This window comes from Serratia sp. OS31 (assembly GCF_014164835.1).
Classification (GTDB): Bacteria; Pseudomonadota; Gammaproteobacteria; order Enterobacterales; family Enterobacteriaceae; genus Serratia; species Serratia liquefaciens_A.
Window position 1 is genome coordinate 30,136 of record NZ_JACJFQ010000027.1, and the last position, 25,901, is coordinate 56,036.

At 55.9% G+C, this 25,901-nt stretch carries 23 protein-coding genes; 12 read left to right on the forward strand and 11 right to left on the reverse strand.

From position 1 onward, the window contains the following. Positions 1-240: 240 nt before the first annotated feature. From tmaR to H5P17_RS19730, 3 genes are all read right to left on the reverse strand, one after another. Positions 241-558, reverse strand: coding sequence for a PTS system regulator TmaR (gene tmaR, locus H5P17_RS19720; RefSeq protein ID WP_020827737.1), 318 nt, complete (start codon positions 556-558; stop codon positions 241-243). Between the two features lie 161 nt (positions 559-719). Next, the gene (locus H5P17_RS19725; protein WP_182824768.1) at positions 720-1,787 is read right to left on the reverse strand and encodes an FUSC family protein; all 1,068 of its coding nucleotides are present in this window, start codon (positions 1,785-1,787) and stop codon (positions 720-722) included. Between the two features lie 99 nt (positions 1,788-1,886). Then, positions 1,887-2,654, reverse strand: coding sequence for an N-acetylmuramoyl-L-alanine amidase (locus H5P17_RS19730; protein WP_182824770.1), 768 nt, complete (start codon positions 2,652-2,654; stop codon positions 1,887-1,889). 214 nt (positions 2,655-2,868) lie between these two features. Between H5P17_RS19730 and H5P17_RS19735 the strand changes: the two genes are divergently transcribed. Further along, positions 2,869-3,615: a helix-turn-helix transcriptional regulator gene (locus H5P17_RS19735; RefSeq protein ID WP_020827740.1), complete on the forward strand. Its 747-nt coding sequence runs from the start codon at positions 2,869-2,871 to the stop codon at positions 3,613-3,615. 40 nt (positions 3,616-3,655) lie between these two features. On the opposite strand, the gene H5P17_RS19740 is transcribed toward H5P17_RS19735, so the two are convergent. Beyond that, positions 3,656-4,765: an SDR family oxidoreductase gene (locus H5P17_RS19740; RefSeq protein ID WP_182824772.1), complete on the reverse strand. Its 1,110-nt coding sequence runs from the start codon at positions 4,763-4,765 to the stop codon at positions 3,656-3,658. Between the two features lie 258 nt (positions 4,766-5,023). Here H5P17_RS19740 and H5P17_RS19745 point away from each other — a divergent pair, with 258 nt between their 5' ends. The 3 genes from H5P17_RS19745 to sbcB all read left to right on the forward strand — a co-directional run bounded on the left by H5P17_RS19745 (position 5,024) and on the right by sbcB (position 7,029). Beyond that, positions 5,024-5,233, forward strand: coding sequence for a hypothetical protein (locus H5P17_RS19745; protein ID WP_182824774.1), 210 nt, complete (start codon positions 5,024-5,026; stop codon positions 5,231-5,233). A gap of 76 nt (positions 5,234-5,309) precedes the next feature. Next, the gene (locus tag H5P17_RS19750; RefSeq protein WP_182824776.1) at positions 5,310-5,501 is read left to right on the forward strand and encodes a DNA polymerase III subunit theta; all 192 of its coding nucleotides are present in this window, start codon (positions 5,310-5,312) and stop codon (positions 5,499-5,501) included. A gap of 100 nt (positions 5,502-5,601) precedes the next feature. After that, positions 5,602-7,029, forward strand: a complete 1,428-nt coding sequence (gene sbcB, locus H5P17_RS19755; protein WP_182824778.1) for an exodeoxyribonuclease I — start codon at positions 5,602-5,604, stop codon at positions 7,027-7,029. Positions 7,030-7,082: 53 nt separating this feature from the next. Here the strand turns inward: sbcB and H5P17_RS19760 are convergent, their stop codons facing one another. The 3 genes from H5P17_RS19760 to H5P17_RS19770 form a co-directional block, all read right to left on the reverse strand. Beyond that, positions 7,083-8,450, reverse strand: a complete 1,368-nt coding sequence (locus H5P17_RS19760) for an APC family permease (RefSeq protein WP_044552489.1) — start codon at positions 8,448-8,450, stop codon at positions 7,083-7,085. Then, a complete protein-coding gene (locus H5P17_RS19765) occupies positions 8,440-8,658 on the reverse strand; it encodes a hypothetical protein (RefSeq protein WP_071827041.1) in 219 nt (72 codons plus the stop codon). Before H5P17_RS19765 ends, H5P17_RS19760 begins: the two co-directional genes overlap by 11 nt. Positions 8,659-8,984: 326 nt before the next feature. Continuing rightward, the gene (locus H5P17_RS19770) at positions 8,985-10,403 is read right to left on the reverse strand and encodes a glutamine synthetase family protein (protein ID WP_182824780.1); all 1,419 of its coding nucleotides are present in this window, start codon (positions 10,401-10,403) and stop codon (positions 8,985-8,987) included. A gap of 394 nt (positions 10,404-10,797) precedes the next feature. Between H5P17_RS19770 and puuR the strand changes: the two genes are divergently transcribed. The 6 genes from puuR to H5P17_RS19800 all read left to right on the forward strand — a co-directional run bounded on the left by puuR (position 10,798) and on the right by H5P17_RS19800 (position 18,533). Then, positions 10,798-11,355 carry an HTH-type transcriptional regulator PuuR gene (gene puuR, locus H5P17_RS19775; RefSeq protein WP_182824781.1) on the forward strand — a complete coding sequence of 186 codons (558 nt, stop codon included), beginning with the start codon at positions 10,798-10,800 and terminating at the stop codon, positions 11,353-11,355. Between the two features lie 20 nt (positions 11,356-11,375). Next, a complete protein-coding gene (locus H5P17_RS19780) occupies positions 11,376-12,656 on the forward strand; it encodes an FAD-binding oxidoreductase (protein WP_182824783.1) in 1,281 nt (426 codons plus the stop codon). 122 nt (positions 12,657-12,778) lie between these two features. Further along, positions 12,779-14,290, forward strand: coding sequence for a sugar ABC transporter ATP-binding protein (locus H5P17_RS19785; RefSeq protein WP_182824785.1), 1,512 nt, complete (start codon positions 12,779-12,781; stop codon positions 14,288-14,290). Next, positions 14,287-15,282: an ABC transporter permease gene (locus tag H5P17_RS19790; protein WP_044552496.1), complete on the forward strand. Its 996-nt coding sequence runs from the start codon at positions 14,287-14,289 to the stop codon at positions 15,280-15,282. Before H5P17_RS19785 ends, H5P17_RS19790 begins: the two co-directional genes overlap by 4 nt. A gap of 256 nt (positions 15,283-15,538) precedes the next feature. Continuing rightward, on the forward strand, positions 15,539-17,527 hold the full coding sequence (locus tag H5P17_RS19795; protein ID WP_044552497.1) for a ligand-gated channel protein: 1,989 nt from the start codon (positions 15,539-15,541) through the stop codon (positions 17,525-17,527). 58 nt (positions 17,528-17,585) lie between these two features. After that, positions 17,586-18,533, forward strand: coding sequence for a siderophore ABC transporter substrate-binding protein (locus H5P17_RS19800; protein WP_182824787.1), 948 nt, complete (start codon positions 17,586-17,588; stop codon positions 18,531-18,533). 50 nt (positions 18,534-18,583) lie between these two features. Here H5P17_RS19800 and H5P17_RS19805 read toward each other — a convergent pair whose 3' ends face one another. Then, a complete protein-coding gene (locus H5P17_RS19805) occupies positions 18,584-19,372 on the reverse strand; it encodes an ABC transporter ATP-binding protein (protein ID WP_182824789.1) in 789 nt (262 codons plus the stop codon). Further along, on the reverse strand, positions 19,369-20,451 hold the full coding sequence (locus H5P17_RS19810; protein ID WP_044552502.1) for an iron ABC transporter permease: 1,083 nt from the start codon (positions 20,449-20,451) through the stop codon (positions 19,369-19,371). Before H5P17_RS19810 ends, H5P17_RS19805 begins: the two co-directional genes overlap by 4 nt. A 352-nt stretch (positions 20,452-20,803) precedes the next feature. Between H5P17_RS19810 and H5P17_RS19815 the strand changes: the two genes are divergently transcribed. Then, positions 20,804-21,916, forward strand: coding sequence for a GGDEF domain-containing protein (locus H5P17_RS19815; RefSeq protein WP_182824790.1), 1,113 nt, complete (start codon positions 20,804-20,806; stop codon positions 21,914-21,916). A 41-nt stretch (positions 21,917-21,957) separates the two neighbouring features. On the opposite strand, the gene H5P17_RS19820 is transcribed toward H5P17_RS19815, so the two are convergent. Continuing rightward, positions 21,958-23,436: an amino acid permease gene (locus tag H5P17_RS19820; protein ID WP_041414759.1), complete on the reverse strand. Its 1,479-nt coding sequence runs from the start codon at positions 23,434-23,436 to the stop codon at positions 21,958-21,960. Positions 23,437-23,636: 200 nt separating this feature from the next. Continuing rightward, positions 23,637-24,509 (reverse strand): DNA-binding transcriptional regulator YeiE, encoded by an 873-nt coding sequence (yieE, locus tag H5P17_RS19825; protein ID WP_044552512.1) that lies wholly within the window; start codon positions 24,507-24,509, stop codon positions 23,637-23,639. 260 nt (positions 24,510-24,769) lie between these two features. Here yieE and H5P17_RS19830 point away from each other — a divergent pair, with 260 nt between their 5' ends. After that, on the forward strand, positions 24,770-25,858 hold the full coding sequence (locus tag H5P17_RS19830) for a YeiH family protein (RefSeq protein ID WP_182824793.1): 1,089 nt from the start codon (positions 24,770-24,772) through the stop codon (positions 25,856-25,858). Positions 25,859-25,901: the final 43 nt, after the last annotated feature.

A 25,901-nucleotide genomic window follows, 5' to 3' on the forward strand; every position in this document is an offset into this window, starting at 1 on the left:
CTTACACTGTGCCCTATCCCTCTAAATCGACAGCCGCACCCGACCATAATCAGTCGGTTCTTCTGTCGTGCGGAACGGGCGCAGGGCACGCACTCAATTATCAATCAGCGCATGGGCGGCGGAGCTACAGTTAAATATTTCGATTTTGACGTGTATGGCGCAGGCCACTAAAGGGGCCGAAATGGGGATGCAGGGAAAACAGTAAAAGGGCCATGCGAATGCCTGGCCCGATAAAAACGGTTACTTCACTTCGCCCATAGCCTTCAGCTTTTTGGACAGTTCGCGGCGTTCTTTGGACAAATCGGCATTTTTGATGATGTAATCATCAACGCGATCTTCATAGTCGCTGCGCATATTGGCAATGATGCCCTGAACGTCTTCGATGCTCATGCCCGGCTTGATGTACTCACTCAGGTTATCGAGCAGCAGCACGCGTTTTTGGTTATCGCGAACTTTCTTCTCGTTGTCGACAATTTCACGCTGCAGCTTATTTTTACGTCGGAACATACGCACAAACTCCAGAACGTCCTGGAAACTCGGCTTATTTGCATTATCCATCTTCATACCCTTGCTTTAGTAATACACAGATTCATTTGCTTACGGCCACAATGGTACCAAGATACAGGTTTGTGGCGGTCAGGCACAACACTCATCGCCCTATCTTACTCACTTTGCCGTCCTGACAAAAACCTGAAGCGTCCGCTTCATGATCTGACCCCCTATTCACGCCCGCTGGCGGTACACACCTTGAGCAGATCGCCCAGTTCTTCCAACTGCTGCGTCAGTTCCATGCTCAACCATACGTAGCCATAAATTGGCGCTTCGCCGTGCTGACTGACGCTGGCCTCCTGCATCAGGGTTTTCAATTCGGCGGCAATTTCGCTCAGTTGCCCCGCTTCTGCCGACGGCTGCGCCTGCGGACCGTCACGCAGGATTTCCGCCAGCGACTGCAGCGAATTCAGCGTTAGCAGTTGCGCACTGCGCAGCGTTTTGGCATTCAGCATAATGAAATGGGTTTCACGCGAGGCCCAATAAGCGTCGGCCAACAATTCCAGCGTACAGACCAGGTTGCGGCTCAGCGTTTGCACCGCCTCGAAAACCGCTTTGGGGATGTGGGTCTCCTTGCTGCTGGGGACAATCAGGCCGCGCAATTTAACGATCTTATTGAGCAGGTCTTTCAGCTGCGGCTCCAGCCGCGGCCGTTCTATCATATTCGGCGACAGGTAAGCACCGTAGATTTTGCTCGCGCTTTGCAAGCAGTCGGCCATCTCCATACGCCACAGGATATAGGCGCGCTGCGGATAAATGCTGGTGAACAACAGCGCCAGCAGAGAGCCAAAAATTACGTCGCCGCTGCGCCACAGTGCGGTATGCATATCACCGGCCCCCGCACCGCAAACCACCGCCAGCGTGATCCCCACCAGCAGCGCCATATAGGGACGTTTGCCGAGCGTCAGATAGCCACAGAAAAACATCACCACCCCGCACCACACCAGCATCAGCGGCAACGAATAAAGCTCGAGATACAGGGCAATCAGCCCCGAGGCGGCGCCAAACACCGTACCGGCGATTCGCTGCAGCGCACGTTGCAACACGTTGCCCCAAAAAGAGATCGGCCCCATCACCACCACCAGCGTAATCAGTGGCCAGGTACCTTCCGGCACTTCGAGCAGGCGGATCAGCATAAAGGTCAGGATAAACGCCAGCCCAATGCGCACGCCGTGCACAATGCGGTAATGGCGATAAGTCAGACGTTCAAACGAGGATATTTTTCTGTCGAGGCGCACGATGCATCCCGTAATCAGTGGCGAGAAAGAGCATCAGTTTAGCGGAGTAAAGGGTTGGGAGAAAAGGCGGATAAGGCGTCCCTCATCCGCACTCAGGCCTTAAGCGGCATATTTATCCACCAGCGCACGCAAAATGGCGGCGGTTTCGGCATCCATCACACCATCATACTGCCGTTGACGGAAATGCAGCTGGAAGGCGCGAACCAGCTGGCGGTAACCTTCTGCATTGGTCGTCGCCGAAGTGTCGTAACCGTATTTGGCGAGTAACGCCAGCAAATGCGGCTGTGCGGGCACACCCTGGCATTGGTACTCATGCTGATAACGCTGCTTCACCGCATCGTCATACCAGGCACCGACACCGGCCAGATACAGCTGATGCCACGGGAATTGCGGGCCGGGATCGCTTTTGCGGCCCGGGGCAATATCGGAATGTGCCACGACGTTAACCGGCGTGATATCCGGATAGCGCTGCAGAATGTTTTGCGTCAATTGAGTCACCGCCGCGATCTGTTGCGGGTTAAACGGTGGGAAGGTGATGTCTTCGCCATCCCCGCTCGCCAGATTGACGATCTCAATGCCAATCGCCGTATCGTTGAGATTCGAACGATTGCCCCACTGGCTGGTGCCGGCGTGCCAGGCCCGCTCGACTTCATCGACCAGATTGAAAATCCTTACGCCGCTAAAGCCCGCCGCCTTATAGGTTGGATCTTCGGGATCCGGCACCAGATAATGAGCGCTGACCGACTTGCCGGTCAGTGACTGCACCGAATCAGCAAAATTCTGTGCGGTATAGTGCAGCACCAAAAAGCGCACGCGGTGACCGAAGCTAGCTACCGAACGGTAGCTGTTGTAATCCATACTGAACATCGTAGATTCCTTGTGGGTTAAACCTGTGTAATCCAACCACTGTAGAGGGCGAGTATATTCGCCCTGGCTCATACTGGCGCGACTTGCAGCGCCCTACAATTCCTTCATGGACCTTGTCCACCCGTCAATATTTAGCTAATTGCTAAATTTAAAGCAAGCTAAATTTAGCAAAAACGATATTTACCTTTTTGCTAAAGAATGCGATCATCCGGCAATGGAAACCAAAGAAATAAGACGCAATAATTTGCGCGAGCTGATGGCTAGCTACGCCCGACAGGGTATCAACCAGAACGATTTTGCGGTGCTGGTTGAGTCCTCTTCGCCCACGCTAAGCCAAATCAGCGGTGAAAAGTCCTCCCGTAACCTGGGCGATAATCTCGCCAGGCGCATCGAGGCCAAACTGAACCTGCCCAAGGGCTGGTTCGACGTGTTCCATGAAAAAGAGTTGGTGCGCCCGTTCGATAACGTGGCGGCGGAGTCGGATTTTCAACCCGCCCGCCTGAAGCCGGTGGTCTGGGAGGATACCGAACAGGACAAGGAAGAGTTTGTGGAAATCCCCCTGCTGGATATCAATTTTTCTGCCGGCGATGGCTGTTATGAAATCGTCGATCGTGAAGAGTTTTCGCTGATTTTCCGTCGCTACTACCTGCACAAGATGGGGGTGGCGGTGAATGCCGCGCGGATCATCCGCATTTCAGGATCCAGCATGGAGCCCCGGCTGCAAGACGGTGACGTGGTGGGGATCAATACCGATGACACTCGTATCCGAGAAGGGAAAACCTACGCAATTCGCCACGGTAATTTGCTACGGGTAAAAGTGCTGATCGAACAGCCCGACGGTGGCGTCACCATTCGCTCGTTGAACAGAGAAGAATACCAGGACGAACACCTGAGCTACCCGCAACGCAAAGACCAACTGGTGGTGCTGGGGCGCGTTTTCTGGTCGTCTTCGTCCTGGTAGTGCGAGGATGCAGCAGGCGCCGCTGATCGGCGCCGTGCTGTTATTTGAAATCCACCACCATCTGCTGCTGAATGGACAGGCCCCGGGTAGACTGTACGCAACAGGCGATATAGTCAGTAAAACGCGGCGGTTTCGGCATGCCCAGCTTAAGAATTTTATCATTACTGAAGCGCACGTTGAGCATGGCGAAAGATCCATACAGGCGCATCGCTTTCAGCATCAGGCGTTCATTGCACGGCCCGAAAATATCTTTGAGCTGCTTGCGCATTTTTAACAGGGCTTCGTAACTGACCTGCGCATAATGATCGCCGAGCGGAGGTTTCTCCAGTGCGGCGGCAATGGCGCGATCGATATCCGCGAAGCTGACGCTGCTCTCTTCACCGGCGGAGATATGGTAAACGTCGTTATCCAGCGTCTCGCTGTTCAACAACATCACCATTGCATCGGCACAGTAATCAACCGGGATCACATCGATATTGTCCTGCAGCGAGCACATAAACTTGCGCAGCATCAGCGCCATGCTGAATACCCAGAAAATGCTGCTGGAAGGCTGGCAGCCCAAGCGAGTGTGCCCCACCACAATGGAAGGACGGGCAATCACCAGCGGCAATTGCGGGCACTGCTGACGCATTAACTGTTCGATGGTGGATTTGGAACGGGTATATTCCACCAAATGCTCGGCTGTTTCTTCAAACTCACCGCTCTCCGCGACCAGTGAACCCGGCTCCGGCGTGCAGGACATTGCCGTCCCCACATGTAGGAAGCGTTTTAATCCAGACACCTGCGCCATTCTTTTCGCGAAGGCCAACGTGCCCTCCACGTTTACCTTCCAAATAAGCGGGTTATTGCCAAACGACGCGACGGCAGCACAATTGATAACGTGCGTTACATTGTTAATGCGTGTGTCCGATAAAAAACCAGCCGGCTCACCTAAATCGCCCAACAATATATTTTCCATCGTGATTTTAGAGAATAAGCTGGCATCAACATTAAACTTCTCCATATTCATCCGAATACGGTCAAGTCCCTGCTGTGCATTATCAGCCCGCACTAACAGAAGATAGTTAATCGACTGATTTTCTTTCAGTAATTTTTCAAGCACTGCACCACCGAGAAAGCCGGTAGCGCCGGTTAACAGCAGAGTTTTCATAATGCGCACCCACATTGGTATTGAATGCTGCTGATTGTATGTGGGGATAATTAAACGGATATTAAATAAAACTCAGTGGCACAAACTTATCTTTTCTTAATACTATCTTAAGGAATATTTTGAAACATGGCTGCGGCATTTGGTAACACATTAATAAGAAAGAAACCATAATAAACACCGCCGTTGACAGAGCATTGATATAAACTCTGATTTAATTCTCTGGTAAATGTTATTCCCTTTTATCATCCGGAGTTTTTTATGAGCTATAACCAAAAAGTCTGGTTGGGCGTCCTGGTTCTGTGCAGCCTCTTCTGGCTGGCGGTAATTGGCGGTGTATTATCGGCCCATAAAGTGTTTGATCGCGCCCAGACACAAAATCAGCAGGAATTCACGGCTAAATACTCTCAGCATTATCAGGGGACTGCAGCACCAGGCCACGCCTTACAGGCACGGACACCTACTTCTTGAGACTCCCCCCTGAATGGGGTAGGGACAAGTCAGGTCAACGATCCTATGATGCCCTTACACTCACAGGGAGAATCATATGGGGCGAAAGCTGGACAGCTTACCGCAAGCAGAACGTGAAAAAATTGAAACCGACCTACTCGCACTCAGCGTGATTTATAACGAGCGTTATGGTATTTCCGCCGACAGCGGCACCCACGCCGAAAAACAGGTGCCCGATCACTTACGCCCCTACTTTCAGCTGCGCCTGAACTACTACCGCAGTGCGTAATCCCACGCATTTCGGCGATTAACGCTAACGACTGCTTGGCATCACACATCTCGCCGTTACAATAGAGGGATATTCCCTACGCCACGTGAGAGATGCGAATTTGAGCAGCAAGGCACCGGCCACATTTTATATTCACGACTACGAGACCTTCGGTAAAAGTCCCTCCCTGGATCGCCCGGCGCAGTTTGCCGGCGTGCGTACCGATATGGACTTCAACATTATCGAAGAGCCGTTGGTCATCTACTGCACCCCGGCCGATGACTACTTGCCCGATCCTGAAGCGGTGATGATTACCGGTATCACGCCGCAGCTGGCGTTAGCCAAAGGCGTCAACGAGGCCGAATTTGCGCGCCAGATCCATCAGGCGTTCAGCGTACCCGGCACCTGCATTCTCGGTTACAACAACATCCGCTTCGATGACGAAGTCAGCCGTAATATTTTCTACCGCAGCTTCTACGATCCCTACGCCTACAGTTGGCAAAACGGTAACTCGCGTTGGGATCTGCTTGATGTGATGCGCGCCTGTTATGCGCTGCGCCCGGACGGCATCGTCTGGCCAGAAAACGAAGAGGGTTTCCCCAGCTTCCGTCTGGAACACCTGACTCGCGCCAACGGCGTCGAGCATGAACACGCCCATGACGCCATGTCGGACGTTTACGCCACTATCGCCATGGCCAAACTGGTCAAGCAGGCACAACCGCGACTGTTTGACTTCCTGCTGCAACACCGCAACAAACATAAGCTGAACGCCCTGATCGACATCGCAGAGATGACGCCATTGGTGCACGTTTCCGGTATGTTCGGTGCCGCGCGCGGCAACACCAGTTGGGTATCGCCACTGGCCTGGCATCCGGACAACAAGAACGCCGTCATCATGTGCGATTTGGCCGGTGACATGACGCCCCTGCTGACGCTGAGCGCCGACGAGCTGCGTGAGCGGCTGTATACCCGCCGGGACGATCTGGCGCCCGAACAATCACCGGTACCGATCAAACTGGTGCATATCAACAAGTGTCCGGTGCTGGCGCCGGCCAAGACCCTGTTGCCGGAAAACGCCGAGCGACTGGGGATCGACCGCCAGGCCTGCCTGCAAAACTTGCAGCTGCTGCGCCAGCACCCGGAGGTGCGTGAAAAAGTGGTGGCGTTGTTCGCCGAAGCCGAACCTTTCAAAGGCTCTGACGACGTCGACGCCCGGCTGTATGATGGTTTCTTCAGCGATGCCGACAAGGCTGCGATGAAAATCATCCAGCAAACCAAGCCGCAGAACCTGCCGGCACTGGATCTGACTTTCAGCGATGGGCGCATGAAGGAACTGTTGTTCCGTTTTCGTGCCCGCAACTACCCCAATACGTTGGACGACGCCGAGCAACGCCGCTGGTTACAGCACCGCCAGGAAGCCTTAAGCGCCGAGCGAGTACAGAGCTACGTGCTGCAACTGGAATCGTTGTACAACCTGCATGAAGGCGACAAAGAAAAGACTGCGCTGCTGAAGGCGCTGTTTGAATACGGTAAACAATTGGTGGGTTAACAAAAACGACAAAGGGCGCCAAGGCGCCCTTTTTAATGCTTAGCGATAAAGGCTTACGCCACGTCTTCGCTAGCCTGCGGTACCGGCAGACGGAAGCTGCGCGTCACGAAGGCCAGGTAAATCAGACCAATCGCCGCCCACACCAGACCCAGCGTCATTGAGCTGGCTTCCAGATTGATCCACAGTGCGCCAACGGTTAGCGCCCCCAATATCGGCAGGATCAGGTAGTTGAAGGTATCTTTAACGGTACGGTTCAGCTTGTCGCGGATATAGAACTGCGAGATCACCGACAGGTTCACGAAGGTAAACGCCACCAGCGCACCGAAGTTAATCAACGCCGTCGCCGTCACCAGGTCAAACGATACCGCAGACAGCGCAATCACGCCGACCAACAGCACGTTCAGCGCTGGAGTACGCCATTTCGGATGCACATAACCGAAGAAGCGCTCCGGGAAAACGCCGTCACGACCCATCACGTACATCAGGCGTGAAACACCGGCGTGCGACGCCATGCCTGAAGCCAGTACGGTGACGCAGGAGAACACCAGGATCACCGACTGGAAGAACTTGCCGGCCACGTACAGCATGATTTCCGGCTGGGACGCATCAGGATCTTTGAAGCGTGAGATATCCGGGAAGTACAGCTGCACGAAGTAAGACACCACGATAAAGATGATGCCGCCGATCAACGCCGTCAGGAAGATAGCTTTCGGGATCACATTCTCTGCATCTTTGGTTTCCTCAGACAGCGAACTGATGCCGTCAAAACCGAGGAACGAGAAGCACAAAATGGTCGCGCCGGTAATCATCGGCACCACGTGCGCATTCTCAGACCAGAACGGGCGGCTGCTGATCAGCGTGCCTGCACCCTCGCCATGCGAAATGCCATTCACCACCAGGAACAGGAACACGATCATGATCGCCACCTGCACCACCACGATAATGGAGTTCAGGTTCGCCACCAGTTTGATGCCACGCAGGTTGAAAATCGTCATCAGCGCGACCAGCGCCGCCACGAAGATCCACGAAGGCACGCCCGGGAAAATGGCTTCCAGGTAAATTTTTGCCAACAGAATGTTGATCATCGGCATGAACAGGTAGTCCAGCAGTGACGACCAACCCACCATAAAGCCGACGTGCGGGCTGATGGCCTTCTGGGCATAGGTGTAGGCAGAACCGGCGGACGGGAATTTCCGTACCAGTTTGCCGTAGCTCAATGCGGTAAACAGAACCGCCAGCAGAGCAAAGGCGTACGCCGTCGCGACGTGACCATCGGTCAGGCCGGAAACGATGCCAAAGGTATCGAAGATGGTCATTGGCTGCAGGTAAGCCAGGCCCATCATCACTACCGGAACTAAAGTCAGGGTTTTACGCAGCTGTGCGCGTTGAGCCGGTGCGGCGCTGATGATGTTATCGGACATTGCGCAGCCCCCCCTTACCTTCTGCCTTGCGGAATATAGACACGCCAAGACTTAAGGTTGCGGGGAAACTTCGCAACTTGCGACTGAATTCAAAAAGAAGGGGATTGGAAGCTGGATAACGAGTCAAGGCGGCCTTGGCTGCTCCATAATCGCTGCGACCGCAGCGGAAACCGGCGGGCACCGGTGCTAAAGTGAAAAATTGCCCCATCTTTCTTATCCTCATGAGTCACGACCATAAAGTTTTGTTTGATCGCGCACGAAACTATTTATCTATCCGGATCGGTGTCCGGCCTCGCTTGGTGTATGAAACGCACAGTTTGTAGAACATAAAATGCAAAAAAAATAACCGACGCGTTAAAACGTCGGCTATCTGCATTAGGGATATTTTGCACCAAAAACCCTCCTGATGACAAGATCAGGAAGGCCTCTGAAACAAATTCTTTTCGCGATCGTTCGGAAAACAACCCTTACAGGTGAATTAATCCGCTATCTTTCTATCGCATATCAAGTTATTGACGCACATTTTACGCCCCTTCAGGCATTTTTCAACATCCAATCAATCTCGGTTTCGGTCACCAGCCGCTCAAATTGCATCAGTTCATCCATCTTGCAGGCATGGTAAACGTGGGCAAAACGTTCGCCCAGATACTGCGTCAAAGCTTGCTGATGCTCAAACTCGTACAGCGCGTCGCTTTGGCGGATCGGAAACGGCAGCCCTTCTTGTTCAAGCCCGTTACCGGTCACCGGCTCAGGCAGCGGTAATTCGTTGTCCAGCCCGTAAAGAATGCCTGACAGGATCGCCGCCACTACCAGATAAGGATTGGCATCGGCTCCCGCCACGCGGTATTCCACCCGATGATTCTCCGGCTCACCGCAGGGAATGCGCAGCGCCACGGTGCGATTGTTGTGGCCCCAGGACGCCTGAGTGGGCACATACATGCCCGGCTGGAAGCGGCGAAAGGCATTCACATTGGGAGCCAGTAGCGCCATCGAGGCCGGCATCAAGGTGATCATCCCTGCCAGCGCACGGTGCAACAACGCTGAGTCTTCGCCGTCGGGCTGTGCGAACAAATTATTGCCGTTGCCGTCCAGCATGCTGATATGCACATGCATGCCGCTGCCGGCGTATTCCTCATAGGGCTTTGCCATAAAGGTGGCGTGCAGGTGATGATTTTCCGCCACCAGCCGTACCAGGCGTTTCAACGACAGCGCGTGATCGCAGGCCAGCAGTACGTTATCGGTATGCTGCAGATTCACCTCGAACTGGCCGGGTGACGCCTCCGCCACCGCACCGTCCGCCGGCAAACCCTGCATTTGCGCCAGGGTGTCGATGTCGTTAAGCACCTCGGCGAAATGATTCAAATTGTCCAGCGAGTAAACCTGGCTCTGCATATTGCGCTCCTGGGTGCCGGGCGCACAGGGCGGTTGCAAGTACCCCTCAGAGTCTCGCTGTCGATCAATGAGATAGAACTCCAACTCTACCGCTACCACCGGGAACATGCCGCGCTGGCGCAATGCCTGCCAAACTCGATTCAGGACATTACGGGGTTCAACGTCAAAGGGAGTACCATCTTCATCCAGCATGGTCAGCAACACCTGACCGATATTGTCCGGATCCGCCGCTGACGGCGTCAACGTGCCGGCCACCGGCATGCACACGCGGTCCGGTTCGCCCAGTTCCTGGCCCAGGCCCGCCTCTTCCACCACGTTGCCCAAAATATCCATAGCGAATACCGAGGCGGGGAAGTAGCAGCCTTTTTCCAATTTTTTCAGTCCGGAGACGGGAATTCGTTTACCGCGGAAGGAACCATTCAGATCAGTGAGAAGGATGTCGATATACTGCGTTGAGGGATGGCGTTCCAAATAGTGAACAACTTCACGTTGGAACGCGCTACTTCGCCTCTCTTCATTATGCTGTGCAAAATTTTCAACTGCTGCGATATTGGTTTGCATACATCACCCGCCATTATGCTCTGAGAGCGCCACTGCGCGCGCCTGCCGATAGGTTCAACACATGGTCTGATTTCTCTGTAGACTGCGCCACCAGGGGCGCTCAAAATAACATCCATAATATGAAACATAGCCTTAACACAAATGGTTTGCAAATGTTACAATCCTGTTTGATTATTCGCCACCGGCTGCTAAATTGATAAAATATTGACCGAAAAGGCGTTAACACTCTTTTTACGTGCAGAATTTCGTCCGCCAGAACGGGGGGAGTTATGGGCAATATATTTTCCAATTCCGTTACAACTACCGATATCATGCTGTGCCGATATCACTCAGGCAGGCACCTGACACCGATCTTCACTTTTGCCTGTCGTCCCTACCAGAAGGAAGTACCGCTATGAGCGAAGTCAGCTTGGCGCCGGGTAAGCGCCTGTCACAGATCCGTCTGCAATTGGGTTTGTCGCAGCGCCGGGTCGCCGAACTGTCCGGGTTAACCCACAGCGCAATCAGCACCATTGAACAGGACAAAGTCAGTCCGGCTATCAGTACGCTGCAAAAGCTGCTGAAAGTTTATGGGCTGTCGCTGTCTGCCTTCTTTGCCGAACCTGAAGCCGCCAATGAGCCCAAAGTGGTCATAGAAGCCGAGGATCTGATCGAGATTGGCAGCCAGGGGGTGTCGATGAAGCTGGTGCATAACGGCAGCCCAACGCGCAATCTGGCGATGATGCTGGAAACCTATCAGCCCGGCACCACCACCGGCGAAAAAATCAAGCACCAGGGCGAAGAGATCGGCACCCTGCTCGAAGGCGAGATCATGCTGACGATCAACGGCCAGACCCATTGCCTGACCGCCGGCCAAAGCTATACCATCAACACCGGCATTCCGCACAGCTTCAGTAATACCTCGGCGCGCGTCTGCCGTATCGTCAGCGCACATACCCCGACTACCTTCTGACCTTTTCAGGCGGAGGCCCCATGACGGAACACGTTGCCAGTTATTATGCCGCTACCGCCAACCCGTTCGCGCCCTACCCAACGCTGAACGAGAATATCCGCTGTGACGTCTGCATTATTGGTGGGGGGTTCACCGGCCTGTCGTCGGCGTTGCATCTGGTCGAAGCCGGTTTTGACGTGGTGCTGCTGGAGGCCGCGCGTATCGGCTGGGGTGCCAGCGGCCGTAACGGCGGGCAGGTAGTCAACTCTTACAGCCGCGATATCGATGTGATTGAAGCGCGTTATGGCGCTGACACCGCCGCCATGCTCGGCAGCATGATGTTCGAAGGCGCAGAGATTATTCGCAAGCGCATCGATCAATACGCCATCGCCTGTGACTACCGCCACGGCGGTATCTTCGCCGCCTTGAACCCTAAACAAAGCCATGCGTTGCAGCGACAGCAGGCCCGCTGGCGGCGCTATGGCAATGACCAATTGGAATGGCTGGATCAGCAGGCTATCCGCCGCGAGATCGCCAGTGACCGTTACGTCGGTGGGCTGTTGGACCGCAACGGCGGCCACCTGCACCCGCTCAATCTGGCGCTGGGCGAAGCCGACGCGGTGCGCCGTCACGGTGGGCGGCTGTTCGAACAGTCAGCTGCCACGCGCATTGATTACGCGGACCCGGCAAAGGTGCACACCGCCCAAGGCTCGGTCAGCGCCAACTTTGTGATCGTTGCCGGCAACGCCTACCTTGGCGATCGGCTTGAGCCCCGGCTCAGCCGGTTGAGCATGCCCTGCGGCTCGCAAATCCTTGCCACCGAGCCGTTGTCTAAAGATATGGCGCTGTCGCTGCTGCCCAATAATTTCTGCGTCGAAGACTGCAATTACCTGCTGGACTACTTTCGCCTGACCGCCGACAACCGGTTGCTGTATGGCGGCGGCGTGGTCTACGGCGCCCGCGATCCCGCCGATATCGATCCGTTGATCCTGCCTAAAATGCTGAAAACCTTCCCACAGCTGAAACAGCTACGGATTGATTACCGCTGGAGCGGCAACTTCCTGCTGACGCTATCGCGCATGCCGCAGTTCGGTCGCCTGGAAAACAATGTCTATTATATGCAGGGTGACAGCGGCCACGGCGTCACCTGCACCCATCTGGCCGGCAAGCTGATCGCCGAAGTGCTGCGCGGTGATGCCGAACGCTTTGACGCCTTCGCCCGATTACCGCACCTGCCCTTTTTCGGCGGCCGCCAGTTCCGCGTGCCTTTCACCGCCCTGGGAGCGGCCTATTATGCGTTGCGCGACCGCCTGGGGTTCTAGCGTCACCCGCCAGGAATTTTTTCATCTCAGTTATGCCATTTCGGCTGTTGCGAAAATCGCAATCTGTGTTACAAAAGATCTACTTTAGCCATCTAAACACCTAAACGGCTTTAAACTACACTATGCCAACCCTTACGCCCTCACGCCTCGAGATGCGCAATATCTCGATCGCCTTTGCCGGATTCAACGCGCTGCAAAACGTCGACTTCACCTTGCTGGGCGGCTCAACACACGCGCTAGTCGGCGCTAACGGCGCAGGAAAATCTACGTTGATGGCGATCCTTTCCGGCGCGCAAGACCATTATCGCGGCGAGATCTTTATCGACGGCCAGCAAGTGGACATTCATTCCCCGCTGCAGGCCCGGCAACACGGCATCCACGTGGTGCAGCAGGAAGTGGATGTGGCGTTGATCCCCACGCTGTCCGTGGCGGAAAACATCATGCTCGGTTGGCTGAATGAGCCGGGCCATCTGCTTAACTGGGCACAGTTGTATCGCCAGGCGGCACAGCTACTGAAACAGCTGGATTTGACCATTAACCTGCGCCAGCGTTTGGCGGAGTGCACCCTGGCGGAAAAACAGCAGGTGCTGTTGGCGCGCGCGCTCTCCCACCGCTGCCGCTTTCTGGTGCTTGATGAGCCCACCGCCCCCCTCGACCGTGCCGAAAGCGAACGCCTGTTTCGCGTGGTGCGCCGCCTGCGGTCCGAAGGGATCGGCGTGGTGTTTATTTCCCACCGAATCCATGAATTGAGTGAAATTTGCGACCGCCTGACGGTGCTGCGCGATGGTCGCCATGTCAGTGAGGATGCCATGCAGGGTCTGAACGGCGAGCAGATCGTCGAGAAAATGCTCGGCCATCGGCTGGACGATATTTTCCCGCCCCCGCGCCCGCCGCACGGCTCTCGTCCCCTGTTGCGGGTCGAAGGCCTGCACGATCGCCATAAGCTGCGCAACGTCAGCCTGCAACTGCATCAGGGGGAAATCCTCGGCATCGCCGGGCTGGCCGGCGCGGGAAAAACAGAACTGTGCAAGGCGCTGTTTGGCGCTTCGCCGGCGCGAATTGAACGGGGTGAACTGCTGGGGAAACCCTGGGCTCCTCGTGCTCCGCACCTTAGCGTCGAACAAGGGCTGGCGCTGGTGCCGGAAGAGCGGCGCAAAGAAGGCATTTTTATCGACGAAGCTATCCCGATGAACCTGAGCGTCAGCGCCGACGACAGCTTTTCCCGCTGGAGCCTGTTCAGCCGTCGCCAGGAACTGCGCTGGGCGCGAGACATCATGCAGCGCCTCAATATTCGCGCCTCCGGCCCGCAGCAGAAGCTGGCGCGGCTTTCCGGCGGCAACCAGCAAAAGGTGGCGATTGGCAAGTGGCTGCGCGGTGACGCTAACGTACTGATTTTCGATGAACCAACCAAAGGGGTGGACATCAAGGCCAAACAAGAGCTGTTCACCCTGATCGACGGCCTGGCGCGCGACGGCAAAGGCATTATCTATGCTTCCGGCGAGTTTTCGGAGCTGGTCGGCCTGTGCGATCGCATCTGCGTGCTGTGGGATGGTCGGGTCGTCGCGGAACTGAATGCCGCCGACATTGATGAAGAAACCCTATTACTGTATTCCACCGGAGGAACCCCAGCGTGAGTAAAGAATTATCCCTGCAGACTGCGCAACCCTGGCGCCATCAGCTGTTTGAGTTTCTCTACAAGTGGGGGATGTTACTCACCGTTGTCGCGCTGATTGCCCTGTTCGGGATAGCGTCGGACAACTTCCTCGATCCGAACAATATCATCAACATTCTGCGCTCGATCGCCATCGTCACGGTGATCGCCATCGGGGTCTCGATATCGCTGTCGGTAGGCGGTTTCGATCTCTCCGTCGGTTCCACTGCTTCACTGGCCAACGCCCTGGTGGTTTCACTGTTCGTCTGGTACGGCTTCGGCACCACCGGTGCGATTGTGCTGACGTTGCTGATTTGTATGTTGGTCGGCCTGTTCAATGCATTTCTGATCGTGGTGTTGAAAATCCCCGATATGCTGGCGACGCTGGCCAGCCTGTTTGTGATCCAGGGAGTAGCGATGACCTACAGCTACGGCGGATCAATCACCCAGAATATGCTGCTGCCGAACGGCGATATGGCGGAAGGCCTGATCCCGGAGGTCTTTTCCTCACTCGGGCAGGTGCCGGTGATCGTGTTGATCATGCTCGCGGTCACCGTAGTGGTGCAGCTTTTCCTGTCACTGACCAAGCACGGCCGCCGCATGTACGCCATTGGCGGTAATCCGCAGGCTGCACGCCTGTCGGGCATTCGCACGGTACGTTACAGGGTTGCCGCCTATGTCATTTCTGCCCTGCTGGCCTCGCTTGGCGGCATATTGCTGGCGTCACGTATCGGCTCTTCGCAGGTGAACGCCGGTGGCGGCTATCTGATGGATGCGGTCGCTGCCGCTTACATTGGCTTCTCGCTGGCCGGCTCTGGCAAACCCAACGCGCTCGGCACGCTGGTGGGCGCAGTGATCCTTGGCGTGTTGCAAAACGGCCTGGTGATGCTCTCCGTCCCTTACTATGCCATGGACATTATCAAAGGCCTGGTGCTGGCACTGGCGCTGGCTATCACCTACATCCAGAAACGCTAACCCCCTTCCCTCGGCGCAGATTTCGCTGCGCCCTTTTTCCCTTGTATTCATGCGGTTAATGATTTCCCCGCCTAAACACATACAAATGATACGAATTATCATTTGCGTTTACATTTTGTCGAAAATCCTTACAATGGCCTGACGAAATACTGACGGAACGACGATCTCCGCAACGACGGGGCCCGTTTCTACTTATTATTCAAACTGTTAAAACGACACTTTGTCGATTTACATCAGACCAGGAAAGGTTTGCCTCATGGAAAAGCCACGTTATAACAAATTAACCGCATTGATCATTGCTACATTGACCAGCGCCGGCGCCGTCGCTGCGCAACCAGACGCTCAGGACACCATGGTGGTGACCGCTTCCGGTTTCCAGCAGAAAATCCAGGACTCCGCAGCGTCCATTTCGGTCATCCCACGTCAGCAAATTGAAGACAAAGCCTACCGCGACATTACCGATGCGTTGAAAGACGTGCCGGGCGTCGTCGTGACCGGCGGTGCCAGCAGCAGCGATATCAGCATCCGCGGCATGTCCTCCAAATACACCTTGATCCTGGTCGACGGCAAACGCGTAGACACGCGCGGCACGCGCCCGAACAGTGACAACTCGGGTATTGAACAAGGCTGGTTGCCGCCGCTGGAAGCGATTGAACGCATCGAAGTGGTACGTGGCCCGATGTCTTCTCTGTACGGTTCCGACGCCATGGGCGGCGTGATCAACGTCATCACCCGCAAAACCTCCACCACTCAGGCATGGAAAGGTTCACTGCACGGCGACGCCACCTTCCAGGAAAACAGCAATTCCGGCGATCTTTTCCAGACCAACGCCTACGCTTCCGGCCCGCTGATTGATGGCCTACTGGGCCTGCGGGTCAACGGCCTGCTGTCGCGTCGCGCCGAAGACAAAATCGTCAACGGCTTCAACGAACAGCGCATGCGCAGCGGCACCGCGGTATTCAGCCTGACGCCTGATGATAAAAACGAGTTCGACTTTGAAATGGGCCGCTCACTGCAGGACCGTAACAGCACGCCGGGTGAGTCGGTGGCCGCAGAGCGCTGCAACAGAGGGAAATGTAGTCCAAACCAGGTCAGCGAAAGCAAATATACCCGCACCAACTACGCCCTGACACATAACGGTTATTACGACCTCGGCCATACCAACAGCTACATTCAGCGCGAAGAGACCAATAACCCGGGCCGCAACATGAAGATGTATAACACCATCTTCAACACCCAGAATCAGTTCGAATTAGGCGCTCACATGCTGAACGTCGGCGGCCAGTACCGTTACGAAAAACTCAGCGACAGCGGCAACCAGCTTGACTCTGCCGATGGCCTGAACAAACTGACCCGCTGGAGCTGGGCGCTGTTTGCTGAAGACGAGTGGGCGATGACCAACGACTTCAGCCTGACCAGCGGCATCCGTATGGATCAGGACCAAAACTACGGCAACCACTGGACACCGCGCATGTACGGCGTCTGGCACCTGACCGAACAATTTACGCTGAAAGGCGGCGTTTCCGCCGGCTACCGCTCCCCGGATCTGCGTCAATCCTCCGCCAGCTGGGGCCAGGTTACCGGCGGTGGCGTACGTAAAGGCATTATCGTCGGTAACCCGGATCTGCAGCCGGAGAAAAGCCTGAGCGAAGAGATCGGCGTGATGTGGGATAACCAGCAGGGGCTGAACGCGGGTGTGACGGTATTCAACACCGATTTCAAAGACAAGATCACCGAAGTCCGTCGCTGTGAAGATACGCCGGACTGCACCATTGGCGGTGATCTCTACGACTTTATCAGTGACCGGACCAACGTTGATAAAGCCAATATGCGCGGCGTAGAAACCACCTTTGGCTGGCAGATCAATAAAGACTGGAAGTGGAACACCAACTACACCTATACCTCGTCCGAACAAAAAAGCGGGGAGTTCCAGGGCAAGGCGCTGAACCAGATGCCAAAACATATGATTAACAGCGTGCTGGATTGGCAGGCCACCAACGACGTCAGCCTGTGGTCACGCGTTAACTTCCGCAGCAAAACATCGGAATACCTCAGCCGCACCTCAATGGCCAAGAGCACGCCGTCTTACACCTTTGTCGATGCCGGCCTGAGTTACCAGGCGAATAAAAACCTGATGGTAACCGGCGGGGTCTACAACATCCTCGACAAAACCGTCGATTACGATCACTACAACACCACACTCGACGGCCGCCGTTACACCGTCGGCATGACCTACAACTTCTGATGCCACTTTGGGCGCGCGCTGCGCGCCCTTTTTATTTCTCTCACCCAAGGAAGCCACAATGACATTACGCCGCTCCCCTATGGTTCTCGCCCTGCTGGCCTGTATCGCGCTGGCCGGCTGTAACGGCAAGGTTCGCACACCGGCCGCGGATGCCCCTGCGACCGTCAGTTTTCAACATCTGAACGGCACCACCGAAGTGAAAAAGCACCCACAGCGCGTAGTGGTGTTGGACTATGCTTCGCTGGAGACATTGCAGTTGCTGGGCGTAGAGCCGCTGGCACTGCCGGGCAACCGCACCATGCTGCCGGACAGCCTGAAACAGTACCAAAATGCCAAATACCTCAATGCCGGGACCCTGTTTGAACCGGACATGGCCACGCTACGCGCCGCCAAACCGGATCTGATCCTGATCGCCGGTCGTTCCTCCAAGGCCTATACCGAACTCAGCGGCATTGCGCCGACGTTGAATATGGCAATCGATCCGCAGGATCAACTGGGCAGCCTGAAACAACGCACTCTGCAACTGGGTGAATTGTTCGACAAACAGCAGCAGGCTCAGGCGGCCGTAGGCAAGCTGGATGCCGAGATTGCAGCGATCAAACCGCAGGTGGCCAAAGCCGGGCGTGGTCTGGTGGTACTGTTCTCCGGCGGGAAAATCAGCGCCTACGCGCCCAAGAGCCGCTTCAGCTTTACCTATGACGCTCTCGGCTTCTCGTCGGCACTGCAAAGCGAGAACCCTGATGTGCGCGGCAATAAGCTGTCGCCAGAGCAGGTGGCTCAGTTGAACCCGGATTGGCTATTTATCATCGATCGCGATGCGGCTACCGGTCGTCCGAACGCGGTAGCTCCGCAGAAGATCCTCACTACCACGGCGTTGAAAAACACCGTAGCGGTCAAGAAAGGTCAGGTAGTTTATCTGCCGGCGGCTGAAGTCTATCTTTCCGGCGGCATTATCACCAGCCAGCATATCGTCGAACGCGTCGCCGAGGCGCTGAACAAGAAGTAATAAAAAAACCCGGCGCTGTGAAGTGCCGGGTCTTTAGGTATCCACCGGGATCAAATCGACGGTTGGTTCACTAATCCATCAATCAACACCTGCGGTGTGCCCTGCGAGCAGCGCTCAATACGCCCACGAACGCCATACACTCGCGCCAGACTCTGCGGCGTGATCACCTCTTCCGGCGCACCGTCGGCAATCAATTCGCCATCCTGCAGCATCAGCACGTGATCGCCATGACGCAAAGCTATATTGATGTCATGCACCACCACCACCGTGATGATATTGCGTTTGCGCGTCTCTTTGCGTACCAAATCCATCACGTGGAACTGATAGTTAAGATCGAGCGCGCTCAGGGGTTCGTCCAGCAGCAGCAACGAAGGCTGGCGGATCAGCGATTGCGCCAACCCCACCAACTGTTTCTGCCCGCCGGAAAGCTGATCGAGGTAGCTCAGCGCCAGGTGGGCAATGCCGAGCTGTTCCAGCAGCGCCATCACCTCCGCTTCGCTGCCGGCGTTGCTGCGGCCGCCCGAAGCGCGTTGCGCCACGATGATCGACTCCAGCACGTGCAAATGCACCCCGGCAGGCAACGACTGCGGCAGATACACCACTTTTTCTGCGCGGCGGGCGAATGGCATCTGCATCAAATCAATGTCGTCCAGCCACAGTTGCCCCTGCGCCGGGTTTAAGCCCGCCAAAGAGCTCAGCAGCGTCGACTTGCCGCTGCCGTTCGGCCCCAGCAGCACGGTAATTTGCCCGCGCGGCAGCATCGGGACCGCCAGATTACTGATCACCTGACGCTTGGGATAACCGGCGGAGAAACCTTCAATACGCAATCCCTGATTCATACATTCCCCCGATGACGCAGAATAATGCTCAGGAAGAACGGCACGCCCACCAGCGAGGTGACGATGCCCACCGGAATGATAATGCCCGGGATCAGGTTTTTCGACGCCACTGAGGCCATCGACAGTACCAATGCACCAATCAAGGCGCTGGCCGGCAGATAAAATCGATGATCTTCACCGAAGATCATTCGGGCGATGTGCGGCGCTACCAGGCCGATAAAACCGATAGGCCCGACAAAGGCCACCGCCAGCGCGGAAAGAATGCTGATACGTAACAGGGTCGTCAGGCGCAAACGGCGCACGTCGATACCGAAGCTCACCGCACGATCCTCCCCCAGACGCAGCGCGGTCAACTTCCACGAGCTCATCATCGACAGCGGCAGCAGCACGGCGAATACGCCGAGCAAGATACCCAGTTTGTCCCACGAGGCACGCGCCAGGCTGCCCATGGTCCAGAACACCAGCCCCTGCAGCGTGTCTTCGCTGGCAATAAACTGCATCATGGAAACCAGTGCGTTAAAGGTGAACACCAGTGCTATGCCAAACAGCACCACGCCAGAGGTGGCAACCCGTGTCCAACGCGTAATGCCGTCCAGCATCAATGCGGCAAACAGGGCGAAAATGAAGGCGTTGGCAGAAATAAACCATTGATCGGGAATGCCCGGAACGCCAATCCCCAACACGATAGCCAGCGCCGCACCAAAAGCCGCGGCAGAAGAGACGCCGAGGGTAAAGGGGCTGGCCAGCGGGTTGTTCAGGATGGTCTGCATTTCTGCGCCGGCCAGGCCAAGCGCAAAGCCCACTACTACCGCCATCAAGGCGTAAGGCAGGCGGATATCCCAAACGATCACCCGCGTGCCGGCGTCGGCCGCCGCAGGATCAATCAGGGTTTGCCACAGGGAAGACAAAGAAAGACCGGATGGGCCCATGGTAAAATCCAGCAGCAGCGAACCCATAATCGCCAGTGCCAACACCCCCATCATCAATAAACGGTGGCGGAGAATATGGTGATAACGCCCCATGGCGTTGACGTCGGGTTTCCCCTTGGCGTCAGGCATAGGATCGGTGGATACGCTCATTATTTCGGATACCTGTTACGACAATGACCACAGCGGCGCGGAAACGGCCGCCTGAACGGAATAAGCAGCCGCTAACAATAAAGCAAACGATAATACTTATCAATCATATCAATAGCTATTACCTGCCATATAAAGATGTAACACTTTATTTTATAAAGTTATTAACCAAACTCTTGCCATACCCTCACCGCAGTGCCCAGGGTTAACAATTCCGAAAATATCGCCCCTTCCCGCTCTGCTGTGACAAATTGCAATAAAACCACATAGAATCCAAATCCTGACTGGTCACTGCGCCCTGCGCCGGACCGGATATTTGGGGCCTGCAAGTGGGGCCCTTATCAAAGAGGCTGCAATGAGAAGTCGAACACCTGCGTTAACGCCTAAAAAACCCGCCCTGCTGCACTGGCTGGTACAAAGCCCGCGGCTGGCGGATGACGCCCAATTACAACGCCAGATGCGGCTTACGTTGGTGCCTTCTCCCACCACCCCTTGGTGGAATGCCGCCGGCGTGGCACTGCTGCTGCTGGCCTATATCTGGCTGAGCCATCAGGCGATCGGCATGGGTCTGTTGCTGCTGCTGCTGTTGCTGACCGGCGGGCGTTGGTGGCTGGCGCGAGCCAATCCCCCCCGCTGGCCCAACGCAATGCTGGTGACGGTACTGCTGTGGTGCGCACTGGTGGGCGCGGTCGCCCTGATGGCCATGCTTTCTGGCCGCATGGTGCTCATCTTGTTTGCCGGCTTGCTGATTACCGGACTGGCCTTCTGGCTGATGCAACGCCACGCCGCAGCACCACGTTTTGCCCTGCTGGAAATCATGGTGCTGACGCTGCCCTATTTGCTGACCGCGCCGCTGTCACGCGTGCAAAACCTGTTTTTACTGGCGGATATCATCCCGCTGTGGCTGGTGTTGGCCCATGGATTGACCACGTCTTATCATCGCCAACTGACCGAACGCGTTACCCTGAGCGCAGAAATACAGCAAGCCGCCCATCAGGATCATTTGACCGGTTTCCTCAACCGCGCAGGGGGTGAGGCCGTGATGCAGGATATTTGTCGTCCTTCGGCGACGGCACATCCGCTTTCCCATCTGTTTATTTTCGAATTTACCCCGCTGGCGGCGTTGTATCAGAGCCACGGCGTGCAGATCGGTGATGACGTGCTGCGCACCATTGGCGAACGCCTGAAAATGCTGGTCCGGCCCAGTGATTTTGTCTGCCGCTATACCGGCGGTCAGTTTCTGATCCTGGTTCACGATCTGCCTTACGGCTCCGAAGGTGAATTTTTGGCACGCTTCATTCCGGCGCTGGAAGCCCCCTACGGTTTTGGCGCATTCGGTGAGGTGTCGCTGCAGCTCAATACCGGTGTATTAGCTTTAACGCAGGATTATCAATCGGTTGACAGTTTGATGAGCGCGGCGCAGCAGGCGCTGACGGCAAAAGGGAAGGAACAGGAAGTCAGGGGATAAGAATAACGCGGCGGGCTCCCGCCGCGTTTCATAATAGGACGTTAATTCACGTCCATTTTCGGGAATTCCATTTCGCTGTACTTCACGACACGGGTGCCGCGCGTCAGCTTGTAACCGAACCAAATGATCAGGAACAGCGGAATGCCGATATAGGTCGCGGTCACGCCGTACCAGTCGATCCGGTCTTGCAGGAACGCCTGATAGTTCTGACCCAGAGTGATGATCAGGCACAGCACAAAGGCAAAGATCGGGCCCAGCGGGAAGAAGCCGGAACGGTACGGTAAATCGTTCAGGTCATGCCCCTGGATCATATAACCACGGCGGAAGCGGTAATGGCTGATGGCTATCCCCAACCAGGCGATGAAACCGGTCATGCCCGAGGTGTTCAGCAGCCACAGGTAGACCGACTGATTACCGAACATCGAGCTCAGGAAGCACAGGCCCGCAACCACGGTCGTCGCATACAGCGCGTTACGTGGCACCCCGCCCTTCGACAGCTTGGCGAAGATACGCGGCGCTTTGCCTTCCGACGCCAGAGTAAACAGCATACGGGTAGAGGCGTACATCCCGGAGTTACCGGCAGACAATACCGCCGTCAGGATCACCGCGTTCATCACCGCCGCCGCCGACAGCAAACCGGCATGCTGGAACACCAGGGTGAACGGGCTGACGCTGATGTCTTTCACATCATTGCGCAGCAGGCTCGGATCGGTATAGGGAATGATCAGGCTGATAATCAGGATCGCGAAGATATAGAACAACAGGATACGCCAGAACACCTGACGCACCGCGCGCGGGATATTTTTGCCCGGATTTTCAGATTCGCCGGCCGCGATACCGATAAGCTCGGTGCCCTGGAACGAGAAGCCGACGATCATCGCCACGCCTATCATGGCCGAGAATCCTCCGGCAAACGGCGCGTCGCCGATGGTCCAGTTCTGCCACCCCGCGTGCTCGCCCCCTTTGAGGATGCCGAAAATCATCAGCACGCCGATAGCGATAAAGATGATGACGGTGGTCACCTTGATCAGTGAGAACCAGTATTCCGCTTCACCGAAGCCTTTAACCGAAATGTAATTCAACAGGAACATCAGGCACAGGAACAACGCACTCCAGATCCAACCGGGAGTATCCGGGAACCAGTACGTCATCACCAGCTGCGAGGCCACCAGGTCAACGGCGATGGTCACCGCCCAGTTGTACCAGTAGTTCCAGCCCAGCGCGAAGCCAAAACCTTCTTCTACATATTTGGCGCCGTAGGTGGAAAAAGAACCGGACACCGGCATAAAGGCCGCCAGCTCACCCAGACTGGTCATCAAGAAGTACACCATCAGCCCAATCAACGCATAAGACAGCAACGCCCCGCCTGGGCCTGCCTGCGAAACGGTCGCGCCAGAGGCGACAAACAGACCGGTGCCGATAGAACCACCAATAGCAATCATGGTTAAGTGCCGCGCCTTCAGCTCGCGCCGCAATCCGGGTGCTGGTTGCCCCGATGTTTTTATATCCTGCTGAGCCATTCTTACCCTATCTGCTGGTCAAAAAAATAAGGGGCGGATTGTAACAAATACCCGCCGACGAACTAGTAACATTGCACTGATATAAGATAGCTTCATAATTCAGGGCTAATTATTAGCAACGGCCCTCGAGGCCTTACTTACTGTCATTAATGTGACAGGGAGCAGATTTTTATGCTTCATTTCTGCTTACGGAGGCATTTTTAGGACGCAAGCGTGCAGTAGCCAAGAAAACGCTGCAGCGCGTTGGAGATATGCTTTTGCCGGTGATGGATCAGATAAAGCGTTCGCATCAAGGGCGGCAACGGCAACTGCAGCTCCACCAGCACGCCGCTGGCCAACTGTTCGCCGATCACCCGCCGCGACAGGCAACTGATGCCAATGCCGTGGCGCACCGCATGCTTGATCGCTTCCGAGTTCCCCAGCTCCATCACCAGCTGAAAGTGCGGCAGATGCGCCAGCAGCAGATGATCCAGCACTTCACGCGTGCCCGAGCCGCGTTCCCGCAGGATCCACGGCGCATTGGCCAACATCGCCAACGTCAAAGGCTGACCCGCCAGCGGATTGTCCGGCGCAGCGAACACCACCAGCTCATCCTCCAGCCAGGGCTGGGTGACCAGCTCCGGCATATGGCAAGGGCCTTCGATCAGGCCTAAATCGACCCGAAAATCCGCAACCGCCCCGATCACGTCCTGACTGTTTCCCACGTTGAGCTCCAGCGGCGTGGCGGGAAAATCTTGCCGATAACGGGCGATCATCTCCGGCAACATATAGTTGCCGATGGTGCTGCTGGCCGCGATGCGCAGCGCGCCGCCGTCATGGCGGAACAGTTGCTCAATCTCCCCCGCCTGCTCAAGCAACGCCAGCGCCTTCGGGTACAACAACCTCCCATGCTCATTGATAACCAAACGCTTGCCGACACGATCGAACAACTGCACGCCCAATTGCCCTTCCAGATCGGCCAGCGCCGCGCTGACCGCCGATTGCGATAACGCCAGAACGACCGAGGCCTGCGTGGTCGAACCGCTTTTCAGCACTTCGGTAAAAACTTCCAATTGACGTAAGGTGATATGCATAAACTTCTCGGTATATAAAAAGTGGCCTGTCAGTAAAGCCACTGAAACTAATGCTAAATCTGCGCCACTGGCCGGCAGCAACGCACAGGGTGAATAACACTAAGGTTATCACGTTTGCAGAAATCGACATGGGGGCCACTCATGCTTCAGGCCGCAGACTAACCACTTATTCAGATAGGTTATAAATATATAATCAATTTCTCTTTTATGCCGCCAGCACGTAGTCTTTGGCTCAAGGATTTGATGACAAGGGCTGACTTATGGCGACCAATACCACACACGATTTTCCAACGCGGCAATTTCCTCTATTCGGCCTACCCCGGCTGGTGCCGGGGCTGCTGCTGACCGGCGCCATCACTGCGCTGGCGGTCTGGGTTGGTGATATTCCCTGGGTAGCCGGGCTGGGACTGGGCGCGCTGACACTGGCCATTTTGCTGGGTATTTTGGTGGGCAATACGGTTTACCCCTGGCTGCAACCGAGCTGCCATGGCGGTGTTCAACTCGCCAAACAGCGTTTACTGCGCCTCGGGATTATCCTTTACGGTTTTCGCCTGACGTTTCAGCAAATTGCTGATGTGGGCACCACCGGCATCATCATTGATGCATTAACCCTGAGCACCACATTCCTGCTTGCCTGCTGGCTGGGTAAGAAAGTATTCGGTATCGACAGCCAGACCGCGATGCTGATCGGCGCCGGCAGCAGCATTTGCGGCGCGGCGGCCGTGATGGCGACCGAGCCGGTGCTGAAAGCCGACTCCAACAAGGTAGCGGTGGCGGTAAGCACCGTGGTGGTGTTCGGTACGCTGGCGATCTTCGCTTATCCGTGGCTGTACCAGTTGAATGAGCATTTCCAGTGGCTGCCGTTTAATCAGGAAAGTTTCGGCATCTTTACCGGTTCAACCATTCATGAAGTGGCGCAAGTGGTCGCGGCCGGGCACGCTATCGGGCCGGATGCTGAAAACGCCGCGGTCATCGCCAAAATGATCCGCGTCATGATGCTGGCCCCTTTCCTGCTGCTGCTCTCAGGCTACATCAGCCGCAGCCGTAGCGCAGGAAGCACCGGCAGCCAGGCGGAAAAATCCGCCATCACCATTCCGTGGTTTGCGGTGTTGTTCATTGCCGTTGCCGGACTGAACTCGTTCAACCTGCTGCCGGCGACGCTGGTGAAACACCTGATTACCGCCGATACCTGGATGTTGGCGATGGCCATGGCGGCGCTGGGGTTGACCACCCACATCAGCGCGGTGCGCCAGGCCGGGGTTAAACCGATTCTGCTCGCCACGCTGCTGTTCGTTTGGCTGATTGTTGGCGGCGGCGCCATTAACCTGCTGGTACAACATTTTATCTGATTTGCTTCCCCGCAGGCCCGCAATCGCGGGCCTGCGGCTGCTG